Source organism: Dokdonia pacifica (assembly GCF_900188275.1).
GTDB classification, from domain to species: domain Bacteria; phylum Bacteroidota; class Bacteroidia; order Flavobacteriales; family Flavobacteriaceae; genus Dokdonia; species Dokdonia pacifica.
Genome location: NZ_FZNY01000011.1, coordinates 100,695 through 125,027 on the forward strand (window position 1 = coordinate 100,695; position 24,333 = coordinate 125,027).

Below are 24,333 nucleotides of genomic sequence, written 5' to 3' on the forward strand. Positions count from 1 at the left end.
ATTTTCTTTCTTCTTATAAACATTCATTGAAATCATACAATACACTTCTAGCGAAAGCTACTATATTCTTTATGGTAGGCAGTATCTTATATCCCTATAGTAATCTTTCCATATTTTGGTGTGCCATACTTATAGTTACTTTATACGGTATTGCAAATGTCTTTCATGCGTTAACCAATAAAAATAAAAAATGGTCACCACCCTTTGGAATCGTCGTACTTCTGTTCTTTTTAATTTTAGGTATAGGAAATAGATCGCTTAAAGATCCATTAAACAATAAACTTCATTACACACATCATAACTATAATATTCATCACACATATCTTTTTTCTATTCATGAACAATTAAAACCAAGTCAATATCAAGATAAATATATTATACAGTTACATAAGCAGGATAGTACCAAAATCACAGGCAAAGTACTTCTATCCATTCAAAAAGATAGTACTCAAAAACCTCTTAAGATTGGTAGTTGGTATTATACACGAACTCCTTTAAAAGATCTTCCAAGCATAAAGAATCCATATCAATTTGATTATGGTGCTTACTTAAAAAAGAAACATATCTATGGACAGTTTTTTATTCAGAAAGATGAACTACTAGAAGTAAATTATACTTCAAAAAACTTCTATACATTCGCTATACGCTTTCGCGAAAGCGTCATCAGAAAATTAAGAAATCAGCCTTTTACTCAAGAACAATTAACCGTCATTCAAGCATTATTATTAGGGAAACGGCAAGATATTGACGCTCATTTGAGCAATCAATACGCAAATGCAGGAATGATGCATATTCTAGCAGTCTCAGGTTTACACGTGGGTATTATATTATTATTACTCCGTTTTGTCACAAGGGTGATTTCAGGTAGAAAACTCCGTTGGGTACGATCAGGGATTAGTATTAGTTTACTGTGGTGTTTCGCATTTATCACAGGGCTATCTCCTTCTGTTTTAAGAGCAGTGACCATGTTCAGCTTTTTAGAATTGGGAAGTTGCTTAGGAGGAAAGCGCAGGATTAATGATGCATTAGTATTTTCGGCATTCATTTTATTAATAATAGACCCTTCCTTAATCTATCAAGTAGGGTTTCAATTAAGTTATTTAGCCGTCATTGCTATTTTATGGATACAACCCTGGTTATATAATTTTTATCAACCACGTTATTATATTATCAAAAAAATATGGGGAATCATTACCGTATCTGTAGCCGCTCAAGTAGGAGTATTACCATTAAGTATACTTTATTTCCACCAATTCCCAGGATTGTTTTTAGTATCAAATAGTGTCGTACTTCCTTTTCTAGGAATTATATTATCTCTTGGAATACTCGTTATAGGTCTCAGTTATTTCTCTTTACTACCCGATAATTTAGCAATAGCATATGGGAAAATAATAGACCTTCTCAATGGTTTTATTGCATGGGTTGCATCTAAAGAAGCATTTGTTATTGACCACATATCATTATCCTTTACCTATATGATATTGATGTATCTATTACTTGCATCTCTTATTTATGTTCTAAAAAGATATCAATATAAACGATTATTACTTTTCTTTTCAATTCTCTCATTCTCTCTTGTCATGCATATCTATCAAAAAACAGAAAAAGAAACTTCTCATATGACAATATTCCATAAAAATAAAGAAACACTTATTGGTCTATATTCGTCAGACTCTTTAGTCGTTTATACGAACATCATTCATAAAAATTTCAATACAGATAATCGTATTGTGGATTATCAGAATGCTTTAGGGTTAGATACTTTTCATATAGAACCTATTCAGGATTACTACCATTTTAACCAAAAAAAATTACTTCTTATTGATAGTATTGGGGTTTACAAAATTAAAAAGCTACATCCAGATTATATCTTATTACGTCAGTCTCCAGATATTCATCTAGAACGTCTCATTAACGTATACCCTCATGTGACCATCATTGCCGATGGTTCTAATTACCGTAGTGATATCATACGTTGGAAAGCCACCTGCCATAAACGAAACATCCCTTTTCATAGTACGTATGAAAAGGGATATTTTATACTAAAAGAATAAACCTACTACTTGCTAAATGTGTATTTAAATTCCTCTTGGTAGGTTTGCCATTTTTCTTGAGTAGTCAAGTCCTTATAATCATCATTGGCAATCATCTTTAGATATATCTCCAATTGACGTGGAGTTTTGTAACCTTCAATCGGTTGAATAAATGCTCCTGTCTCATCAAAAAATACAATACTAGGATAGACTCTTATTTTCATTGCCTGTGCAAACTCATGCTGGCTATTTCGGCCTCTGCGATTTGGATCATGCCTTGGGTTGGTATAGGTGTTTTCCAAATAATGGATCTCTTCTGTACCTTCAGCATTAAATTTTACAGCATAGTAATGCTCATTGATAAAATCGGCTACTTCTTTATTTCCAAAGGTATTTTTATCTAATAATTTACAAGGGCCACACCAAGTAGTGTAGGCATCTACAATAATTTTCTTAGGATTCTTTGCTTGAGCTGCTAGTGCTTCATCAAAAGTTATCCAATTAATTTCTTGTGCCGATAGCGAACTCACAAAAATGAGTGCACATATGTATAGTAGTTTTTTCATTTATTCTAAAAAGTTTATGTCTCACAACAACAGGTTTTAAGGAGTTATAAGACTTCTTATATACGCTTTCGTACTTCGATAACCTCAGTATAAACTTCACTTTCGTGAAAGCGTACCCTTATTTACTTTTCTATGTCTATTTGTTGTCTTATCCCTTACAAACAAAAAACGTTCCAAGATAAGGAACGTTTTTAAAGTATTTAATCGTATGTGTATTATTTAACACCATGCATTAATTTCTTAAGTAATGGGTGTAGTAATAAAGAAATAATACCTAAACCTATTGGGATAACGGTAAATATTAAAAAGAATCCCGAAAGGCCTCGCTCTTGTGTTATACTCTCTATATCTCCACCTACATAATGTGCTAGTTTATTACCTATCGCTACTGCTAAATAATAGACTCCAAACATTAATGCTATCATTCTAGCTGGTATTAATTTACTTAAATAAGAAAGCCCCATAGGAGATAAACATAATTCTCCTAGCGTATGAAAAAGATAGGCAAATACAAGCCAAGCCATACTCAAACTTGCTCCTTTTGCTCCTGGTTCAACATCTCTAGCACCAAACGCTAAGAAAGCGAAACCTAATCCTAATAGAAACAAACCAAGGAAGTATTTTACAGATGCAGGAGGGTTAAATCTACTATCCCACCATTTTGTAAATAGAGGCGCAAACATAATAATGAATAACGAATTCAAAATAGCAAACCAAGTTACTGGAACTTCAGTTTCATTTGACTGAAACTCTGTATATAACTTAAAAATAACAATCGCCCATACAATAACAAAACTACATCCTAGAATGATATTTGATAAACCTATTTTCTTGAAAGTTTTCTTAAACAGACTTAATAAGACATATGTTATGATAAGTAATGGTACAACGGTAACAACCAAATCTACAATCTTAAACACTGTTGCTGATCCTCCTTCTAATATACGATTTGTAAAATCTCTAGTATATAAGGGTAATGATCCTGCTGCTTGTTCAAATGCAGCCCAAAAGAATACGGTAAACAAACAAAAAATGGCGAAAGCAATCATCCTATCACGTTCAATACGCGTGTATCTTGGTATACGAACTATCAATACTATTATAAATGAAATAGCGGCTAATAATGCAAAAAATAGAGAGTCTCCAATACCCGCAACAGTAAAATTAAGTGTCTGAATATCTCCTATTTTACTTAAGGGGTCATTTATAATAAAAATGAGTGCAGATATCAAGAAGACAGCTAATAAAACAATATCAATAATTTTAAAATGATTGAGTTTAACTCCATCTGCAATCACTTTCTCTCTTTCTGCAGATTTTGACTCTATAGTAGGTTTATCTCCTATATTTCCAAAAAGTGGTTGTGCAAAATAAAATTGCAACATCCCTAGAAACATAAAAATTCCAGCTAAACCAAAACCATAACTCCATCCTACTTTCTCACCAACCCAACCGCATAGCATAATTCCAATAAAAGCTCCCGCATTCACTCCCATGTAAAAGATGTTGTAAGCACCATCTTTTTTCTCATCATGACCTTCATACATTTTAGAAATAATAGAGGTCATATTAGGTTTAAAAAAACCATTACCAACTATTAAAAGAGCTATTCCTATATATAGAAACGTAGGTGTCTCTATTGCCATAGATGCATGTCCTAAAGTCATTAATAGAGCACCAATAACAACAGCCATTCGATAGCCTATTTTATTATCTGCAAGCCAGCCTCCCACAAGAGGAGTTAAGTATACAAATAAAGCATATGTTCCTAATAAAGATAAGGCTGCCGATGTAGACCATCCCCAACCAGGATTATCACCAGTTATCACCCCTGTTAAAAATATAACAAGAATTGCACGCATTCCATAATAGGAAAACCGCTCCCACATTTCTGTAAAAAAGAGTACAAATAAACCTGATGGATGTCCTAAAACTTTATCTTTAAAAAATTGATCTGTAGAATTTGTTGACATACTATTCTATTTTAATTATCAGCTAGTTCAAATCCTTCTGCTTCTTCGTTTCTTAAATCTCTCTCATTATCTTCTGCTCCGTGCGTAAGACTTTCTAATTTCTTTCTGAAAACCATAACTAAAATTCCAAAGACAACACAAAAACCAGCAATACCAGTGAAAATAGTAAACTCACCCAATTTTTCTGAAGCTTCTCCTAGTAATCCAGCTAGTTTATTCCCAAACCCTGTCATAGCAAAATAAACACCCATCATAATTGACCCGTATTTAAGTGGTGCTAATTTGGTGATATAAGACAATGCCACCGGAGAAATACAAAGCTCACCTACTGTATGAAATAGGTACGCAAGAACTAACCAAAACATTGCGGAAGAACCAGTACTTTCATACTGAGATGAAGCTGCCGACATAAAAAAGAAACCTGTACCCATTATGATAAGTCCCATTATCATTTTAAATAATGATGTAGAAATTTTTCCTTTCAATTTCCTACTTGCCCAATATGCAGCCACTGTTGTTCCTAAGAAAATAATAAACATTGCATTTAAAGATTGGAACCAAGAAGCAGGAACCTCAAATCCCATAAGCATTCTATTAGTATTATCTTTTGCATAAATATTCATAAGACCACCTGCTTGTTCAAAAGCTCCCCAGAAAACAATAACTAATAAAAATGATATAAATAGAACGACAATTCGATCTTTTTCTATTTTTGTTAATGGTTTTTTCATAGCGGCTTTCTCTTCTTCATTTTTAGAAGCACCTAAATAATTACCTACATGTTTTAAGTGTTTTTGACCTGCAACATATTGAATTAACCCTAAAGCCATTCCTATACCTGCTAATCCGAAGCCATAATGCCATCCATAAACTTCACCTACATATCCTACAATTAAACTTGAAAGAAATGCTCCTACATTAATCCCAATGTAAAAAATCGTAAATCCTTTATCTCTTCGTATATCTCCTTGCTTATATAATCCTCCTACCATAGTCGAAATATTAGGTTTAAGCATTCCTACTCCAGATATAATAAGCCCTAATCCTGTATAAAAAGCCCACATTTGTTCGATTGCTAATATACTATGACCTGCGACTAACAAGACTCCTCCTAGTAAGACAGATTTTCGTTGGCCTAATAATTTATCTGCTATTACACCTCCAGGAATTGAAGCCACATAAACAAGCATTGTATATGTTCCATATAAGGATAAAGCATCACCATTAGACCACCCTAAACCAGCATTTTCTGCAGAAGCTTCTGCTACTAAATAAAGTACTAATATTGCTCTCATCCCATAATATGAGAATCGTTCCCACATCTCTGTAAAAAATAAAACATAAAGCCCTACTGGATGTCCAAATAATTCCTTCTCGTGAGCTTCTTTAGTAATTGAAGACATAAATTTTAATATTAATTAATAATTAGGTTGTATAATAGTTGATTATAATTTCTCTTTGATATAATTGGTCATCATGGTGTATAAATGATAACGGGTATTCCCTCCGTAAATTCCATGATTCTTATCAGGGTAATTAAAATAGGTAAACTGCTTATTTGCCTGCACCAATGCTTCTACCAGTCGTGTAGAGTTTTGCACGTGTACATTATCATCAGCACTTCCATGCACGAGTAATAAGTCTCCTTTTAATTTTTCTACATGACTTAAGGGAGAGTTACGATCATATCCGCCTGGATTTACCTGAGGAGTTAACATATACCGTTCTGTATAGATAGTATCATAAAAACGCCAAGAAGTTACTGGAGCAACGGCAATGGCCATTTTAAAGGTGTCGGCTCCTTGAAAAAGACAATTGGATGCCATAAATCCTCCATAACTCCAGCCAAATATCCCTATTCTATCAGCATCTATATATTCTCTTTTTCCTAATTTTTCTGCAGCAGCAATCTGATCGATTACTTCATACTTTCCTAATTCTTTTTGAGTGATTTTTTTAAAATCTCGTCCTTTCAGACCTGTTCCTCTTGGATCTATACATACTACAATATATCCTTCTTGCGCTAGCATTTGAAACCACATATCATTAGAACTATTCCAAGAATTTTTTACCGATTGTGATCCTGGTCCAGAATATTGATACATAAAAAGTGGATACTTTTTAGTAGGATCAAAATCAAGAGGCTTGATCATATATCCATTTAAATCTTCGCCATTAATAGGCAATGTAAAAAATTCTTTAGGAGATACTTTATAACTGTTATATAAAGTTTTTAAGGTCTCATTATCTTTTAACGTCTTAATGAGTTTACCATCTTTTGCATTGTGTAATGTATAACGCCATGGTGTTGTGGTATCACTAAACGTATTTATGAAATACGTAAAATCAGCACTAAAATCAGCATTATTAGAACCTGCATCTACAGCTAAAGGTGTTTTGTTCTTCCCACTAATATCAATAGCATATATGCCTCTGTTTATAGAGCCATTTTCGGTACTTTGATAAAAGATACGATTGGATGCTGCATCATATCCATAATATTCTGTTACTTCCCATTTACCAGAGGTTACTTGCTTTTTAAGAGAACCATCTTTATTGTAATGGTAAATATGATTCCAGCCATCTTTTTCACTGGTCCAGATAAAGCTATTATCTTCTAAAAACGTAAGATTATCTGTTACATCTACATAAGCTTGGTCTCTATCTCGAAGAGGTTGTGAGACTTTATTGGTACTTGCATTATAAAACACAAGAACCAAATCATTTTGATTCCTATTAAGGGTTTGTATAGAAAGGATGTTTGGGTCTTTAGACCACGCTATTCTCGGAATATAATAGGGATCTATATTTCCAAAACTGATCTGCTTTGTTTGCACGACATTGGTTCCTGTCAAGGCTTCTCCCAAACTGTAAACATGCAAACTTACCTTAGCATTTTCTTCTCCCGCTTTAGGATATTTAAATACGGTTTGTGTTTGATAGAGTTTATCACCATATACATCCATAGAGAATTCGGGTACATTGGTTTCGTCAAAACGTATATAAGCAATACGTTTTCCATCTGCACTCCAATCAAAAGCACGTACAAAGCCAAATTCTTCTTCGTACACCCAGTCTGTAATTCCGTTTATAATGCTATTTTTCTTCCCGTCGAAAGTAAATTGATTCGTTTCATTTCTATCAATATCAAAAACATAGAGGTTATTATTTTTTCCGTACGCAATTTTAGTTCCGTCTGGAGAAAATGTAGGCTCTTGAATAAGATCATCAGATACTTTTGTAAGCTTTCGCGAAAGCAAATCATAGACATAATACTCTCCTAATGTCGAGCGTCTAAAAATGGACTTAATCTGTGTAGAAAGCAGCACTTTTTGCTCATCAGCACTAAACTCATAGGCAATAAAATAATCAAGGCCTTCTATTTCGGCTGTACTTACTGCTGTACGTACTTTTTCTCCACTTTCATAATTATAGATATCTACCGATGCTACACGAGTATTATTATCAAAGTTTTGTACTGCATATTCTTTTCCATTTGCCATGGAATGTAATGCTTGTAAACGCTCTGTTCTAAATGTATTGACATTGGGTTTCCATATATCTGCAATGGTAATAGACTTATTTTGAGCCGTAATGATGGGGGTTGCCAGAAGAAAAAAGGCAATCATAAAGGTAGTGATTCGCATAAAAATCGTAAGATTTTAGTAAAGGTTTTCCAATTTTACTAAAAAAAGACCAGAAAACCCGCTATTTGGTGTTAAATACTATCAAAATGTTAAGAAATAATCATCATCAAAAATAATACCTAAAACTGCTTTAACAACTTTCTACCTATCTTTGTGATGACTACAAACCATATAGAATGACCAAAAAAATATCAGGTTTTTCAAAACTATCTAAAAAAGAAAAGATTCATTGGTTAACAGAGACCTACTTTTCTGGAAAAGAAGCCGCAAGCCAACTACTTAAAACCTATTGGAATTCAGATGAAAAACTACAACAGTTACATGATGAATTTATAGAAAACACGATTACCAATTATTACTTACCACTAGGTGTCGCTCCTAATTTTTTAATTAATGACACCTATTATACCATCCCAATGGCTATAGAAGAAAGCTCTGTTGTAGCCGCAGCAAGTAAAGCTGCAAAATTTTGGGAAGCTCGCGGTGGTTTTAAAACAACGGTTTTAGGTACCACAAAAATAGGTCAGGTACATTTTATGTATACAGGTGATGTAGGCGTCTTAGAAGCTTTTTTTAATGAAATAAAGCCTACACTTTTGGAAGATGCCAAACCTATTACGGCAAATATGGAGAAAAGAGGGGGTGGTATTAAAAGCATTACCTTAATAGATAAAACAGCAACCTTAGCTAATTACTATCAATTACACTGCACTTTTGAAACCTTAGATGCAATGGGGGCTAATTTTATTAATAGTTGCTTAGAGCAATTTGCACAGACTTTTAAAAACGGTTTTGATGCTGATATACGCTTTCGCGAAAGCGAACTCAGTATTATTATGAGCATTTTATCTAATTATGTTCCAGATTGTATCGTTAGAGCTGAAGTGAGCTGCCCAGTAACTGATCTTACCGAAAAAGGAATTGATGGGGAAGAATTTGCTGCAAAATTTGCACAGGCCATTGCTATTGCAGAAGTAGAACCGTATCGTGCAGTAACCCACAATAAAGGGATTATGAACGGTATTGATGCGGTAATTCTGGCAACTGGTAATGATTTTAGAGCTATTGAAGCTGGAATACATGCTTATGCTTCTAAAGATGGTATCTATAAAAGTCTTACGCATGTAAGCGTCATAGATGGCGTATTTAGATTCTGGATGGACATTCCGTTAGCAGTTGGTACTGTAGGTGGTCTTACAAAATTGCATCCTCTTGTAAAATGGTGTTTTGAACTACTACAACATCCTAATGCAAAACAACTCATGCAAATTATTGCTGTTGCTGGACTTGCACAAAATTTTGCTGCTGTAAAATCACTTACCACCACAGGAATACAACAAGGGCATATGAAAATGCACCTTATGAATATTTTAAACCAGTTTGAAGCTTCTATCTCTGAAAAAGAACAGGCCGTCACTTATTTTAAAACAAACCCTGTTTCTCATAGTGCTGTGGTGAGTTATATAGAAAAAATCCGATCGTAAATGCATTCTTTTTATAGTCACGGAAAATTACTTCTTACTGCAGAATATCTTGTACTAGATGGGGCTAAAGCACTTGCGATTCCTACCAAAAAAGGACAGTCTCTTACCATTACACCTTTAGATACATCAAAATTGGTTTGGCAAAGTATCCTACACGATGGCACTTTATGGTTTGAAACAGAAATTAGCTTACCGCTATCCCAGTATATAAAATCGGACAATCCCATCATCCAAAAATTATATGAGGTTCTTACCGAAGCACAATCATTAAATCCTGACTTTTTAAAATCTTCTCAAGGATATAAAGCAATAAGCACGTTAGAATTTCCTAGAAATTGGGGACTAGGGTCTTCATCTACCTTGATTGCAAATATTGCACAATGGGCGCACGTAAATCCATATGAGTTACTTGAAAAAACTTTTGGTGGAAGTGGTTACGATATTGCATGTGCCACATCACATACACCCATTACATACATACGTCAAAAAGCTACTCCAGCTGTAACACCTATTATATTTAATCCTAGTTTTAAGGATCAATTGTTTTTTATACATTTAAATAAGAAACAAAATAGCAGGGAGAGTATTTCTCACTATAGAAATATAAAAACTGAAGAGAGGGCCATACAAGTCAAAACATTTACGCTATTTACAGAAGCAATGATTGCTTCTCAAAATTCACTTTCTCGTTTTGAAGCATTGATCATAGACCATGAGTCTGAATTATCAAAAATAGTACAAACACCTACTGTAAAAAAACAACTATTTCCAGCGTACCCTAAAGCTATAAAAAGTTTAGGAGGTTGGGGAGGTGATTTTATACTTGCTATAGGTACTTACGAAGAAATGAGCTATTTCAGAGAAAAAGGATATACTACAATACTATCATTTTCAGAAATGATACTTTAAGATACACGTATTTAAAACCACAAAAAAAGGATCACTAATGTGATCCTTTTTTTATATGCTAATGGGTATCCTATTAATAGAATGTACCTCTATAATCTTCGATATCTGCAGCGGCTTTTAGCGCTTCAATTACCTTTGTGGTAACAGCTCCTCTAGCTTTCTGTGCTTGTTGTGCAGCATAAGAACCATAATTTTCTAAGGCTGGGGCTTCTGTTTTCTTAGTTACTTTAATAACATATACACCTCTTTCTCCTTCTATAGGTTCTGAAACATCGCCTTCATTAAGACCAAAAGCAACTCCAACTACTTTAGGCTCGTCTCCTGCTCCTGCAATATTAGGGCTGTTCATATTTAATGCTCCAGAAGTTTTTACTACTTGATTTTGGCTTTGCGCAATCGCATCTAAAGTAGTACCAGAAATCTTCGCTTTAATTTGAGCTGCTTTCTTTTGCTTACGTAAAATAGGTAATACACTAGCCGATACATCTTCAGGTCGTTTTACTCCTTCTTCTACCATACGAGTAACTTGAGCAACAATATATCCATCGTTTACTTGGAAACGCTTGATATCTCCCTTCTCTGTACCTTCTTCAAAAGCCCATTGTACAATAGAACGTTGTGGTCCCTGCCCAGGAAGGTTTTCATCCATTCTCCCGATATTATTTACAGGTCGAACTGTATAATTACCTTCTTTAGCTATCGCATCGAAATCTCCATTTCCAGCCGCAATTTCAAATTTTTGTGTTTCTGTATATACATCAGATATTGTTTTATCTGAAGGCGCAATTTCTTTTGCGATACTAGCAATCTTAAATGTTTTTTGGAAATCTTTCTGATCTAATACTTCTATGATGTGATATCCAAATTGAGTTTCTACTACATCTAAATCACCTTTATCTCCTTCAAATAAGAAATCATTAAACTCAGGAACGAATTTTCCATACTCAGAGAAATCATATTCTCCACCTTTATCTTTACTTCCTGGGTCTTCAGAAAAATCTTTTGCTAAATCAGAAAATTTAGATTTATTTCCTTTAATAACGGTAAGTAAGCTATCTGCAAGTGCTTCTGCTTCTTCTTTAGTACGGGTTACTTGAGCAGATCTACCTTGATATCCTATTAAGATATGACGTGACTTAACAGAATCTGGTAATTGTTTTGTCTCAACAATACGATCTAGTTTCATATAACGACCATCTTTATATGGACCGTAAATGGCTCCTTTATCTAATTGAGCAATGGTATCTCTTACAATACCTGCAAGATCTTTTTTGAATCTGAAACGATCTACATATGGTAAATCAGAGTTTTCTGAAAGGAATTCAGCTAAATCTTCTGCAACTCTAAATCCTGGAAGTGTATCATTAATTTGTGTAGATCTGTTATAAGATATAAGCTCATCATTAAGATACGTCATCATAGATTCTTTAAGAACATTCTCATCATCTAAGGTTGCCTTCTCTTCAAATTTCACAAAACGAATATTACGAGTAGGATCTGTTTGATACTCGTCTTTATGCGCATTTATATAGCTTGTAATTTCAGATTCAGATACTGTAATATCATCATCAGAGATACTTGCGTAAGGAATTTGTACAAATTGAATATCTACAGCATTCCCATCTAATCTGTAAGCAACTTCTCCATCTTTAAGAGTAGCGCCTAATCCAGCCTTCACTAAATTATAATAGACACTTTGCTTTTCTGAATTTGCAAGTGACTCTTCATAATTAACCCAACCTCTGTAATCGTCAGGGTTTCCACTATCTCTTAATGTCGCTATAAATTCTTGCATTTTAGCCTCGCTAAAGAATCCATCAGCATCTTGAAATCTAGCATCATTCTGTAATGCGTTTTTAAGAAGCTCCGTAACACGTTCTTTCCCGACACGAATACCTAACTCTTCATACTGACCTTCTAAAACCATACGGTTTACTTCTTGGTCCCATACTGCATTCACCGCTCTTGTCGTTGTACCCGACGGGCCTAAACGACGTACTTGTTGCTCTACTTTAAGATCAAATTCTTTTCTGTCTATATCCTCTCCATTAATTGTCGCAACACGGTTTTGCTTTGATGAATCAGATCCTGCATTTTTAATCAAATCTGCAAGCACAAAAGAGAAAAGTGCTAATGCAATGATTAGGATTAAAAAGAGTGATCGTTGTCTTATCTTATTTAAAATTGCCATCTGTCAATAATTTATTCTACAATAGTGGGCGAAAATACCATTTTCTTATAAAATAAAAAACAAAAAAGTGATAGGATTTAACCTTCTTGAGGTCGTATCTCAATAAGCTCGATTTTTGTATTGGAAGTCTCTAGTATATGGAGTTGTAAGTTATCTATCAATATTGTCTCTCCTACTTCAGGAATCTCTTCTGTATGACTCACCACAAGTCCTCCTAAAGTTTCATAGTTTTCACTTTCAGGAAGGTTTAATTTATAGGTTTCGTTTAGATAATCTACTTCCAAACGAGCAGACAAATGATAAAATCCATCTTGAGTGATTTCTTCCTTTAAATCTATAGAGTCATGTTCATCTTGAATCTCTCCAAAAAGTTCTTCGATTATATCTTCTACGGTCATCATCCCACTAGTACCGCCATATTCATCTATAACCACAGCAATACTTTTCCTTTTTTTAGTGAGTACATTGAGCACATCTTTTGCGAGCATTGTTTCAGGAACATACACAACAGGCATTAAGATACTACTGATTGTTTTAGGCTTTTTAAACAGTGCGAAAGAGTGTACATACCCTATTATATCGTCTATAGTATTTTTATAGACTAGTATTTTTGAGAGTCCCGATTCTATAAAAAGAGAGGTAAGAGCTGTAGGGCTCATATTTTCCTCAACAGCAATAATTTCTGTACGCGGAATCATTACTTCTCTCGATTTTACTTCTGAAAACTCTAATGCATTTTGAAAAATCTGAATTTCTGTATCTACTTCTTCATGATTAGATACAGATTCCATTTGTTCTGAAATATAATTCCCTAATTCTACTTTGGAAAAGGCAAGCTGCACCTCATCACCATCCGTTTTAAATAGATATTTAAGAACCATATCAGAAATCCAAATCACAAAGGAGCTTAAAAAACTAAATAAAACATAAAAGAAATATGCAGGGATTGCGAAAACCTTTAATAGTCTATTGGCATAAATTTGAAAAAATACTTTTGGTAAAAATTCTGCTGTGAGAAGAATCACAATGGTAGAGATGATCGTTTGACTAAGCAAACTAAACTCTGAAACAAAAGTAGAAAGCCATTGTAAGTTTTCGCCGAAAGGCACACTTTCTAACCAATGTTGTAGCACATCTCCCATATAATACCCATATACAACTAAGGCTATATTATTGCCTAGAAGCATGGTTGCTATAAACTTTGAGGGTTTTTGAGTAAGACGTGCGAGAATTTTAGAAAGAAAGTCATTTTGCTTTTTTTCTAATTCGATATGAATTTTATTTGCCGATATGTAAGCAATTTCCATACCTGAGAAAAAAGCAGAAAGAATGAGCGAAACACAAATGACCGCTATGCTACTTTCAAGTGACTCCATCTAAGGCTGGTTCCTTTTTTCAAATTTCTTTCTAAAGTGTCTTCTAAAGAAAAACATTCCTATACTAACTACTGTAAAAAACAGGAACAGATAGGCACTATTTCTGTCTTCATTCCATTTTGAAAAGGTTTCATAACCTGCTAATATTGCTATAATAGCATATATCCATTCTGTGAATTTTGCGTAACGCATCATTGGTCTTCGGTGGTTTCTTTTACGTATTGTTTACTTACGTTGTTTAAAGATACAAAATTTGTAAAGTCTTTGTTTGAGTCAAATAAATCTCCATCATTACGAGATCCATCTGCAGTAATAAGTGTATAAGGCTGATCAGTAAATATCCAATTACTAGATTGGTCCCAATATAATTGTTGGGCATTTAATGTTACAGAGTCGCTTGTAAATAAGGTTACATCTTGTTGTAAATCTATAAGATTGGTATTCTTATAGCGTATGGCATATTTGGAAGTGATGATATTTTCTTTTCCATCGTCATCTATAAAAGTAACCTCTACACCTTCTGGGAATTCTTCGTAAGGAAAAGAAGCATTACTAAAATCTTTAAGTAACGGAGTTTTAAGATGTGCCGTCACCTTTCCTGAATCTGTATATTTAAGATTAATACCAGTTCCTTCTGCAATAGCGGCATCAGATTTAATACGCATTTTACGAATTTCTTCTCCTTTACCTTTACAACTAAAACACAAAGTCACAGCAAAAGCTGTGACTAAGTATACTATATATGTAGTTGTTCTTTTTATCATTATAGATTAGGAACTCTTACACTTGATCCAATCCAACATCCTATAGAGACTGTCTTACCTCCCATGTTTGCATTAAAGATCATTGATTTATCTGGAGCTTTTCCTCTGTAAGCTGCTGCTGTTGCATTTGCATTTTTTGCTAATGAAGGACTTACACGACCTGCACGCTCTGCTGTGTTTGCAGCTAGCCAGTATACAGCTCTTTTATTAAATACACTATCTCCACAGTTATTTGCACTTGAAGCATACATAGCTGCTATTTTCAAATAACATCTTCCCATAGATGGATCTTCTGCCAATGCTTTGTTATACAAACCTCTTGCTTTTCCATAACTTCCAGACTTTCTTGCTTTCTCAGCAAGTCTATAATAAGATTTTGCCTTTTCTTTAGGATCAGTTTCAAGATCAATAGCTTGTTGGAAATAATTTTGAGCTGCAGCATTATCACCTTTCTTATCTGCTAAGATTCCTAAGTATTGAGCTGACTTTGCAGATGGCTCTAAGTTATGTAACTGTGTTACTAATTTTTGGAATAATTCAGAATCTGTACAATCTTTTCCTGCAAGACGTCCTGCTGCTTTACGAATCCAAGCAATGTCATTTTTATTTTCTTCATATCCTTTATTATATAAAGGAATTAAGTTTTCACAGTTTCCTAACACACCCATAGTACCATCTGTACTACTACCAAACGTTCCAAAAGCTTTAAGGTTTTTAGTGTAACCATCCTTTCTTTTTGCTTCTTTTGCACTTAAAGGTTGACCTGCATTTTCTTTATCCAAAAGTTTTTGCAGCTTAACATCTAGTTTAGTTGCTTCTTTATTAAGTTTTTCCTGAGTTTCATCATACAGATCAAAAACATCTTGAAGTGGTAACTCATTCGCCTTAAATAAATCTACAGCTAGTTTAAATCTAGTATAGATACTTTTTGAACTTGAAATAGATTCTGGATCTTTTGCAAATGCTGCATTAAAAGCATCATACTGAGACTTCTTAGTTCCTACTTTATTATCAAAAAGGATTTGTGCTTGGTTTGCAGCATTTTTCCCTGATGGAGTCTTTGCTGGAAAGTACTGCTCTCTTTGCTTTAAAAATGAGATAAGATCCTGCACAACGGCTGTTTTCTGATCACCTGTAGCTTTTTTAAGATCGGCTTTTAATAAACGCTCTCCATATTGATATAAGGCTAATGACCAGTTAGGACAATCTTTTCTTAGTTTTTCAAATGATGGTCTAGCCGCTTCATAGTTTTTAACTTTGGCAGCTTCTACAAAAATCGAACCTGTAGTAATACACTCCTCGCTTATTTGTTGAGCATTTACATTTGCAGTCCCGGTCATCATCAATACGATCGCTGCAAAAAGTGTAGTTAATTTAGTTTTCATAATCTAGTTTTTGTACTATTAATTAAATTTACTTTGGATAAACCAAATATCATTGAGAGATAAACTAATCCCTGCGTTAAAGAAGTTCTCTTGAACTAATCCTGAATTTGTCGTTCCACGCTGTCCGAACTCAAAAGTAAAATTAATATTACTTAATCTTCGTCCTGCTGGTAGTCCAACTCCAAAAGATATGCCAAACTCATTTATATCTTCATTATCTATGACAATACCACTCTCTTCATATCTAAATCCTGCCCTGTAAGTAATTCTCTCAAAGTAACTTGAGACAGAATTATACTTAGGAATATAAAACCCACCTAGTCTAAACTGAGTAGCATCTTCAAATCTTGCATTCTCTATTTCAAAACCTCTATTGGTAAACGTGCTATTTTTCTGACTTGTATATTCAGCCCCAAAAAACCACTTATTAGGCTCTCCTAATCCAGCTCCAAAGGTAACAGAAGAAGGAAAATCAAAATTAGTATCTCCTACAGGAACTTCTATAATGTCTATATCTTGTAATAGTCCTAAGTTATTAAATACAACTGAAGAAACTTGCCTTTCATTTTCAGACTCTACTTCTGTAGCAGGAACATACTTTACAGAACTACGAAGCTCTAACTTATCTGTAAGCATCACATCGTATTGTGCCCCTAATTCAAAAGTAAACCCTAAGATATCTGAACGATTACGTTCACGTGTACCTAATTCGGCTCCATCTATCGTACGTAATGTTTCATTTTGGATATTTCCAAAATTATAATTAGCACTTGCACCTATATATAGTCCCTTTGTTACTTTATATCCTGCAGACAAAAATACGCGATTTACACCACCTCTCCCTGAAAACGTATTAATAGTTTCATCTTCACCATCACTTAAATCATAACCTACAGAGGTAAACGGAACCAATCCAAAACTAACACCTGCTCTTTTAGATACCGGAAAACTTAACGCTAAATAGTCTATTGTACTTATAGAATTACTATTCTCATTAACGTTATCTTTTAAGTTTACTTCTGTATGACTTCCTCCTACAGTAAATGTCACAAATCGCAAACGACCTAATTGTGCAGGATTTAATAAATTAAGATGTAAACTATCACTATAAACACCCATACCACCCATGGCACGGTTTTCATAGGTTCCTCTAAATTGTTGTGTTCCTATACCAAAAAAGGAATAAGGAGATGCAGTTCCACCCTCCTGTCCAAAGGCATTTCCAGCCATCACAAGCATTACTGCAATAATTATTTTTTTAATCATTCGTTCGTCTTAATATATAATTTAAGCCCTCCATCAAAAAATTAGAGTGCGCAAAGATGCTATTTTTTAATCGTTTTGACAAGGTTTCTGTATCTCCACCCGTTAAAATAACAGTATCAACCTCAAAATCGTGTTTATATTGGTCTATAATTCCGTCTATTTCTTTTACTATTCCTACCATAACTCCTGAATGAATAGCCATTTCTGTACTATCTCCAATAATGTGTTCTGGCATATGTGTTTCTAATAAAGGAAGATTTGCCGTAAGATTATGTAATGTATTATATCGTAATCGGATGCCTGGAGATATAGCACCTCCTTTATAATGACCTTCTGCATTTATAAAGTCATAAGTAATACAAGTTCCTGCATCTATGATCAATCCATTTTTTCCTGGGTACGCTTTCGCGAAAGCGGCCACAAGCGCCATCCTATCCACTCCTAATGTTTCTGGAGTACTATAATCATTTACAAAAGGAAGAGGAGTATTATGAGATAAAACAACCGTAGGAAATCGAAGCTGAACAGATCGAGCCTGCTCTTCTGATAATCTCCCTACAGAAGATATAATAGCTTTCTTTACAGGGTAATCTGCTACAAAATCACCTAGATTTTCTATAAATAGTGGTAATGCCATCACTTTTTTTGCGACCATAACATCATCATCAAAAATAGCGGCTTTTACTCTAGTGTTCCCTACATCTATTATAAGTTGCATACGGTATAATATGTCGCCAAAAATACAAATTGAAAAACACTAGCCTGTTAACAGAATCGTAAAAGACGTTGTGATTTTGCAAATTAATAGGTAGTTAACATAAATTATGGGTTATTAACAGACTTTTTGATTTGTTTACTTTTCAAAATCATTTTTTAGTAAGTTTGTAAACATAAGTAGATAAGTTATACAATAACATATAGCGCAATTATTTCATAAGGAAAGAGGGATAAAGGACATTTGTCCTAACAAAAACTCAAAACCCCTCAAAATTATGGAAAAAGTAATTCTAGCAATTGCATTTGCCCTTGCCGTTCTTGTAGGTACTGCTACAAACGCATCCCCAAATGAAAGACAAATTGACAAAGACAAATACGAAATCCCGCCAAACGGATAGAAAAAAGCGTCTTATTATTGGAGGTGTGATTGCATTTTTACTTGCAATCACACCTTTTTTATTCTACTTATATAAGTATGCCCCAGACAATTCTAAAACATGGGAAACTTCTTTATTTACTTTTGAAAGTAAAGGATTTAATAATGCTCAAAACTATATACATGCATTATTCACAAAAATCACTTTTGTTATCATAACTGCATTATGGTTTATTACTGCTAAACATTGGTGGAGATGGGCAATTTTAATTCCATTAATCATGTTTTTATTCCAGTTATTAGGGGTCATTAATTACCAAGTAAGCTATATGGACGAATTTGATTTTTGGTATTCACTCCCTATTATTATGCCTATCGTTGTATTCTTAATCTGGATAAGTCGTGAGCTTAATAAAATCATAGGAGATCTTGATCTCAAAGACGAGATTGAAGAAGAGTTAGAGAGTTATACAAAAAACGATTAATTGACTATTCTACCTCTGGCGGCCTGCCTTTAAGTCTTTTTCTATTTTGCGTTTTTTTCTGTAAATCGTTTCATGACTTCCATCAATTCAGGATCTTTAGTTTCCTTATAAATTTCATTAATTGCTAGTACAAGTCGTTTTGCTTCTCTAGATGCCACCACCCTATCACTCGTAGACATATTACTCATTTTAGCGTTTTCAAAAGCAGCTGCTTCTTTTAAAATGTCCATATCCATGTATTTAGGTACTATAAATATAGAAAAGAAGTTTTAGAAAGTGAAAAATAATTACAAAAGCACTTTACATTGTTAAAAATCTATAAATTAACACATTACAAATTAAAAACAATTCATCTTCAAGCAGTAAAAATAACATCAGTAACGATAAATAGATAAAGAGTTTATGGTATTCAAGGAAAACAAGAATGTCCAAAATAAAAAACGCTTCAGATAATATTGCCAATCGCTTTTTTATAACAGAAGTTGATCCTACTCAATCAGAATTTAAAGAATTACTGGAAATCAAATTAGGCAGAAAAAAGAAAAGCGGTGCTAATAGAACTTTGGATTTAAGTAGTGGGAACTTGTTTTTAGAAAACCCGCTAGCACAAAAAAATATTTTTAAACGAAAAAGAAACCTATATCGACATCATTAATTATATTGAAAATAAATGAGTTAGAGAACACATACCAATATTTAACAATAGCCTCTTTAACGGATTACGTGTTGAAGATATGGAGAAGTTACACCTTCATTCTTTAGAATTGTTTAAAGGGAAAAGAGGGAGTTTTTATTGTATTAAAACTAAAATTGGAAGACAAAGTCAGAAGTTATCATTCCTCTTTTAAAACTCGTTAGAGATATTCTTAAAGTTAATAACAATCGTTTCCCTATTTTTAACAAGTAAATTGTCAATGTGAACATTAAAAGAGCTTGTATACTTCTTGATATAGAAACCTTAGAAGAAAAAACAAAAATAAGATTTAATCAAGGTAAGATAGTAACTACTGGCATACCAAAATATGAGCTTGTATCTACATATGACTGTACACGATCATTTATCACAAACTTGCTCAAAAACAATATTAATGGAGAGGGAATTAAATATATCACTAATCCAAAGAAACAAGATTCAAACGACATGATTGCTCTTTATAATAAAGATAACTTAATAGATAAAGCTGAAATGCTTCTTATTGAAATAAACTTGATCTCTAAGTATGGAATTTATAATCATTAGATTTACTACTATTGATTTTCTTCTTTAGAGTAAAGAGGAAGAATACATATAAAAAATCAAACTTCTTATTTGTATAAATACGGTCTAGATTCAACCGGTATATGATCTTCTCTATTTGCGCTATGTGAAGCATATGACCACTCTCCAAGTCCATCTGTTGAATATTCATTGTTACTATCGTATATTACTTCTGATTCGACAATCTTTTTAACTTCCGTAATTCTATCAGAATTATTATCTATAATTTCTGTTTTAACTTTTACATCTTTTCTTTTAAAAAAAAGAGAACCAGCATATAGAATTATGCCTGTAGATATAATCAAAACTAAAAAATCCATACACTTATTACTTACAAATGCTTTAAACTAATTAGTCGTCCGACATTCAAATTCTTTGCAATATTAAGGATAATTAATTGATTTCAATAAAATTAACCAAAATAAAATACAAACATTTCATTAAATTTATAAAAAATTCACAGTTAATTAACATCATCTTCTCTCTTTTTCGAAAGAATTACTATTACACCTATAATAGCCACAAATATGTAAATCCATTTAATATATCTAGTATTAAATCCTTGTATCAAACGAATTTCATAACCTGCTTTCAAACATGAATAAATAATTGCAAGTATAATTGATATCCCTTGTAAAAACATTGGAAACCAAACTTCTGCTTTAGCATTATTCAAAAAGCCCAACTTTTTATTTGTAAAATAAAATTCTTTATCGGAAATGTAAAAATTAAAATTAACTAGAGAAATTAATATAAAAAGCAAATATTCTGCTTTTAAATTTTCATCTAATTCAGAAAGTAGTTCCCAAAAACTACTATAGTCTTTACTCAATAATGTTACTATATAAACACCAAAAAAAGGAAGGGTTGACAACCCCCAACTCCAAAGTAACTTCCTCTTTTCATTTTTATCACTAATATTCCCCATATATATTGTAAATAAGAACAAATTTATAGATATATCAAAATTTTAAACTAATTTTCCATCAGCTTATCAATTGAATTTCAACACGGAACGAATTTATGGAAAAAAATAATATGGAAAGCAATTGCTTACTTCAAGATGGAAGTCTCTTTATAGGTTTAATCTCTCTTCCTCTAGGAAAAGAAGAAGAAACTAACGCAACTCTAGAAGGTTTATTTGAAGATTATACTAAACGTTTAAACAAAAAAATATCACTTTACTCTAATAAAAAAGAAGGAGACACAGATTATGACAGTCTAATAAAATTCTTCTTTAAGGAAAAAAAATTCTATTTATTTGGAAAGTTTGACCTTGCCGTAATAACAATAATTGATGGATTCAGTTTTCCAGTTAGAGAATTTAGTTTAAAAGGATTAAATTTATTTAGTAAAGAAGATTGTATTCTAGATATATCACGCCACACTATATTAGGACCAACGCCTAAATTTAATAATGATAAAGATGATAAAGATGATAAAGATGATAAAATAACGGGGCTACATAAAAAAATATACGAAAACAAGCAACTACCTCTAATTTCCATTACTAGATTAAAGTTAAATGACTTATGCCTTTTTAAAAACGGAACTGATTTCATTAGAAGTGTTATAAAACAAATCAACTACACTTTGAAAAATCAAATTGATAAAAAACATCAATTTGATTTTATTATTATTGAAAATTATGGATGGTCCGAAATCACAATAACCATTTTTGCAGATAGTTACAACTCCATTGGGGACATAATGATAAAACTAAGGAGCTTAACAAAATCTGATTTAATTAACACTTTAGATTTAATTGACAGACCTCTAAAAAACATTTTAAAAGCAGAACAAACAAGTGTAAAGCCAGATAGTTTATTATTCACAGACTCTCATTCTGTACTTGGTTTTGACTATGATTTATTCTCAAATCAAGATGCAATAAAAAATCTAATTTCTTCTAATGATGAGATATTACACAGAATAGATATTTCAACAAAACCTGGTTACATAGTTGATATATTCAATAGTCTTAAAGAAATATCTAAATTAGATCAATTACAAATTGACGAATCAAATCACATCAAAGCCACAGTTGGAAAATCTGATATATTATACTATATAAATAAAAATAAAAAAATAAAAACACACGAATTAATAAGATGGATTACTAATTTTAGAAATAATAAGAATTTCACTTCTAAAGTAAATAGATTATCAACAACAGTAATTTTTCACCATCAAGAAAATTGTTTTCCACAAGGTTCTATCACAAGTAATTCAATATCTGATGTTGATTTACTAAAATTAAAGTTCAACTCTGATACTCTAATTAAACTAAACAAGACTTTAGGCGAACTAAATATACCACATGTTACAAAAGAAGCTATCCTGAATCTTTTCTCTATTTTTAATAATAAAATGTCAAACAGCTTATCTTTTGCTAGCTTCATAGAACTTAGGCCTTTTTTGACACATATATTACAAGTAGTAGCAAATGCTATTTATCGTTCAAAAAATACTTCTAACTATAACTTTAAATCAATATTAAAATGGCTCAATCATAGTCTACATGCATTTCATTATGCTTATTACAATAGAGTTCTAGGTCAATATAACAATGGAGATCAATATGATCAACCTATGTTTTTTAATATTGGATCTCAAACATTAGTTTCTGCTTTTGACATTTTATACAAGAGTATTACCTCAATAGTTGGGAATAAGGCAAGTTTTGTATTTGTAGAAGCTGATCCAGAATTTACTATATCAGATTTAGCTCTAAGGTTGAACTATTTTCACGTTTTTAACCCAGAATTACTTTGCGCTGTACTCTTTCAAGAGGCTACTAATCAATGCAAAAATAGATTTGAGCACGAACATCCCAATCTATTTAGATTTCACCGTCAAAAGAACAGAAAAACTTCAACAAATTATATCGATTGGAATTTAAGAAAGAATGGTATTGAAGGGGATCAATTAATAAGAGAATATGAAAATATAATAACTCCTCTAACTCCTGAATTTTTTGAACATATTTTTTCAGATCTAGTTGGTTATCGATTATTCTACCAAGACAATTCTAAAATGTATACTTATTGGTCTTGGGCATATTTTTCTACAGACATAAATAATTTTCAAAATAACCATGAAAATTTAGATATAAATACAAAATATTTAATTCCTTACCTGTTTAGACAGCTTATAGTTTTAAAATGTTACTCTGAAGAAGAATATGAAAATTACGAAGTCAAGTTTGACCCTAAATTAGATATTATTGCTAACAGAGAAATAGTATCTCTCAAAACTTTTCTGAACACTTATTTCTTAAAAGGGGAGTTCCTAGCTTGGGTAAACGAAATTAAAGAGTTTGCTGAAAATCTATATAAAAAAAATCTATTAAATAATATCGGTGATAATTCTCAAATTATAAATCAAATAAAGGAAAATTTAATTAAAGGTCGAGTTATTAACAATTATTCAACAAATGAAACTGATGAAAATAGATTTCTTTTTACTAGAAATTTATTATATGCCTATTTAGAAGCTGTTAAAGAGGTTTCTAAGGAATCTAAAAAATATAATATTGTTAGAAGACAAAAGGATTATGAAAACACTAAAAATGAAGATTTCTCAAATTTACTATTCGATCCACAAGGAGGCACCTATATAGTAAACCCTACTATTAGACGTGAAATATATAAGTTACGATCCTCATTTCACATGACTCTTATACATCTATCTTTATTAAAAAAAGGACGAATGTTTAGAGAAATGACAAATAGTAAAAGGACATCATTAGACGACATAACATTTAACGAGAAAGATTATAAAAAATTCATTGTCCCAAAAATTACTTTTGTTGATAACAAATATTAAACTTATAGAAGTTATTTGCATAGAAGACAAAGCATTTTATATCCTCCTCGATGAAGTTATCGAGCGTGTAAAAGA

22 protein-coding genes are annotated in these 24,333 nt (G+C 32.5%); 8 read left to right on the top strand and 14 right to left on the bottom strand.

All coding sequences use genetic code 11. The annotated features are described in order from the left end of the window. Positions 1-26: 26 nt before the first annotated feature. The gene (locus tag CHB80_RS22800) at positions 27-2,054 is read left to right on the top strand and encodes a ComEC/Rec2 family competence protein (RefSeq protein ID WP_143337230.1); all 2,028 of its coding nucleotides are present in this window, start codon (positions 27-29) and stop codon (positions 2,052-2,054) included. Positions 2,055-2,059: 5 nt separating this feature from the next. Here CHB80_RS22800 and CHB80_RS22805 read toward each other — a convergent pair whose 3' ends face one another. The 4 genes from CHB80_RS22805 to CHB80_RS22820 form a co-directional block, all read right to left on the bottom strand. Continuing rightward, positions 2,060-2,599, bottom strand: coding sequence for a thioredoxin family protein (locus tag CHB80_RS22805; protein WP_089373838.1), 540 nt, complete (start codon positions 2,597-2,599; stop codon positions 2,060-2,062). A 215-nt stretch (positions 2,600-2,814) separates the two neighbouring features. Continuing rightward, complete coding sequence (locus tag CHB80_RS22810) at positions 2,815-4,572, bottom strand: peptide MFS transporter (RefSeq protein ID WP_089373839.1); 1,758 nt, start codon at positions 4,570-4,572, stop codon at positions 2,815-2,817. A gap of 11 nt (positions 4,573-4,583) precedes the next feature. Next, positions 4,584-5,975 (bottom strand): peptide MFS transporter, encoded by a 1,392-nt coding sequence (locus tag CHB80_RS22815; RefSeq protein ID WP_089373840.1) that lies wholly within the window; start codon positions 5,973-5,975, stop codon positions 4,584-4,586. 42 nt (positions 5,976-6,017) lie between these two features. Then, positions 6,018-8,219, bottom strand: coding sequence for a S9 family peptidase (locus CHB80_RS22820; protein ID WP_089373841.1), 2,202 nt, complete (start codon positions 8,217-8,219; stop codon positions 6,018-6,020). Positions 8,220-8,395: 176 nt separating this feature from the next. Here CHB80_RS22820 and CHB80_RS22825 point away from each other — a divergent pair, with 176 nt between their 5' ends. Both CHB80_RS22825 and CHB80_RS22830 read left to right on the top strand, forming a co-directional pair. After that, complete coding sequence (locus CHB80_RS22825) at positions 8,396-9,703, top strand: hydroxymethylglutaryl-CoA reductase, degradative (protein WP_089373842.1); 1,308 nt, start codon at positions 8,396-8,398, stop codon at positions 9,701-9,703. Beyond that, positions 9,704-10,612, top strand: a complete 909-nt coding sequence (locus tag CHB80_RS22830; RefSeq protein ID WP_089373843.1) for a GYDIA family GHMP kinase — start codon at positions 9,704-9,706, stop codon at positions 10,610-10,612. A gap of 73 nt (positions 10,613-10,685) precedes the next feature. Here CHB80_RS22830 and CHB80_RS22835 read toward each other — a convergent pair whose 3' ends face one another. From CHB80_RS22835 to CHB80_RS22865, 7 genes are all read right to left on the bottom strand, one after another. Next, positions 10,686-12,803 carry a peptidylprolyl isomerase gene (locus tag CHB80_RS22835; RefSeq protein ID WP_089373844.1) on the bottom strand — a complete coding sequence of 706 codons (2,118 nt, stop codon included), beginning with the start codon at positions 12,801-12,803 and terminating at the stop codon, positions 10,686-10,688. A gap of 77 nt (positions 12,804-12,880) precedes the next feature. Then, positions 12,881-14,179: a hemolysin family protein gene (locus CHB80_RS22840; RefSeq protein ID WP_089373845.1), complete on the bottom strand. Its 1,299-nt coding sequence runs from the start codon at positions 14,177-14,179 to the stop codon at positions 12,881-12,883. Next, positions 14,180-14,374, bottom strand: a complete 195-nt coding sequence (locus tag CHB80_RS22845; protein ID WP_089373846.1) for a hypothetical protein — start codon at positions 14,372-14,374, stop codon at positions 14,180-14,182. Beyond that, a complete protein-coding gene (gene lptC, locus CHB80_RS22850; RefSeq protein ID WP_089373847.1) occupies positions 14,371-14,943 on the bottom strand; it encodes an LPS export ABC transporter periplasmic protein LptC in 573 nt (190 codons plus the stop codon). Before lptC ends, CHB80_RS22845 begins: the two co-directional genes overlap by 4 nt. Continuing rightward, on the bottom strand, positions 14,943-16,328 hold the full coding sequence (locus tag CHB80_RS22855) for a tetratricopeptide repeat protein (protein WP_089373848.1): 1,386 nt from the start codon (positions 16,326-16,328) through the stop codon (positions 14,943-14,945). The genes lptC and CHB80_RS22855 overlap by 1 nt, the downstream gene beginning before the upstream one ends. An 18-nt stretch (positions 16,329-16,346) precedes the next feature. Continuing rightward, positions 16,347-17,594: an OmpP1/FadL family transporter gene (locus CHB80_RS22860; protein ID WP_089373849.1), complete on the bottom strand. Its 1,248-nt coding sequence runs from the start codon at positions 17,592-17,594 to the stop codon at positions 16,347-16,349. Then, the gene (locus CHB80_RS22865; protein WP_089373850.1) at positions 17,587-18,312 is read right to left on the bottom strand and encodes a type III pantothenate kinase; all 726 of its coding nucleotides are present in this window, start codon (positions 18,310-18,312) and stop codon (positions 17,587-17,589) included. The genes CHB80_RS22860 and CHB80_RS22865 overlap by 8 nt, the downstream gene beginning before the upstream one ends. A 274-nt stretch (positions 18,313-18,586) precedes the next feature. Here CHB80_RS22865 and CHB80_RS25065 point away from each other — a divergent pair, with 274 nt between their 5' ends. Together CHB80_RS25065 and CHB80_RS22870 are read left to right on the top strand one after the other, a co-directional pair. Then, positions 18,587-18,709, top strand: a complete 123-nt coding sequence (locus CHB80_RS25065) for a hypothetical protein (protein WP_262486199.1) — start codon at positions 18,587-18,589, stop codon at positions 18,707-18,709. Further along, on the top strand, positions 18,660-19,172 hold the full coding sequence (locus CHB80_RS22870; RefSeq protein WP_089373851.1) for a hypothetical protein: 513 nt from the start codon (positions 18,660-18,662) through the stop codon (positions 19,170-19,172). Before CHB80_RS25065 ends, CHB80_RS22870 begins: the two co-directional genes overlap by 50 nt. Before the next feature lie 41 nt (positions 19,173-19,213). Here the strand turns inward: CHB80_RS22870 and CHB80_RS22875 are convergent, their stop codons facing one another. Then, positions 19,214-19,402: a hypothetical protein gene (locus tag CHB80_RS22875; RefSeq protein WP_229746956.1), complete on the bottom strand. Its 189-nt coding sequence runs from the start codon at positions 19,400-19,402 to the stop codon at positions 19,214-19,216. A 194-nt stretch (positions 19,403-19,596) separates the two neighbouring features. On the opposite strand from CHB80_RS22875, the gene CHB80_RS22880 reads away from it, so the two are divergent. Together CHB80_RS22880 and CHB80_RS22885 are read left to right on the top strand one after the other, a co-directional pair. Next, the gene (locus CHB80_RS22880; protein WP_089373852.1) at positions 19,597-19,827 is read left to right on the top strand and encodes a hypothetical protein; all 231 of its coding nucleotides are present in this window, start codon (positions 19,597-19,599) and stop codon (positions 19,825-19,827) included. Positions 19,828-20,088: 261 nt separating this feature from the next. Next, the gene (locus CHB80_RS22885; RefSeq protein ID WP_089373853.1) at positions 20,089-20,412 is read left to right on the top strand and encodes a hypothetical protein; all 324 of its coding nucleotides are present in this window, start codon (positions 20,089-20,091) and stop codon (positions 20,410-20,412) included. 65 nt (positions 20,413-20,477) lie between these two features. On the opposite strand, the gene CHB80_RS22890 is transcribed toward CHB80_RS22885, so the two are convergent. Then, positions 20,478-20,750: a hypothetical protein gene (locus CHB80_RS22890; protein WP_089373854.1), complete on the bottom strand. Its 273-nt coding sequence runs from the start codon at positions 20,748-20,750 to the stop codon at positions 20,478-20,480. A gap of 143 nt (positions 20,751-20,893) precedes the next feature. After that, positions 20,894-21,358, bottom strand: a complete 465-nt coding sequence (locus tag CHB80_RS22895; RefSeq protein WP_089373855.1) for a hypothetical protein — start codon at positions 21,356-21,358, stop codon at positions 20,894-20,896. 95 nt (positions 21,359-21,453) lie between these two features. Between CHB80_RS22895 and CHB80_RS22900 the strand changes: the two genes are divergently transcribed. After that, positions 21,454-24,258: a hypothetical protein gene (locus tag CHB80_RS22900; RefSeq protein WP_143337231.1), complete on the top strand. Its 2,805-nt coding sequence runs from the start codon at positions 21,454-21,456 to the stop codon at positions 24,256-24,258. Positions 24,259-24,333 lie beyond the last annotated feature (75 nt).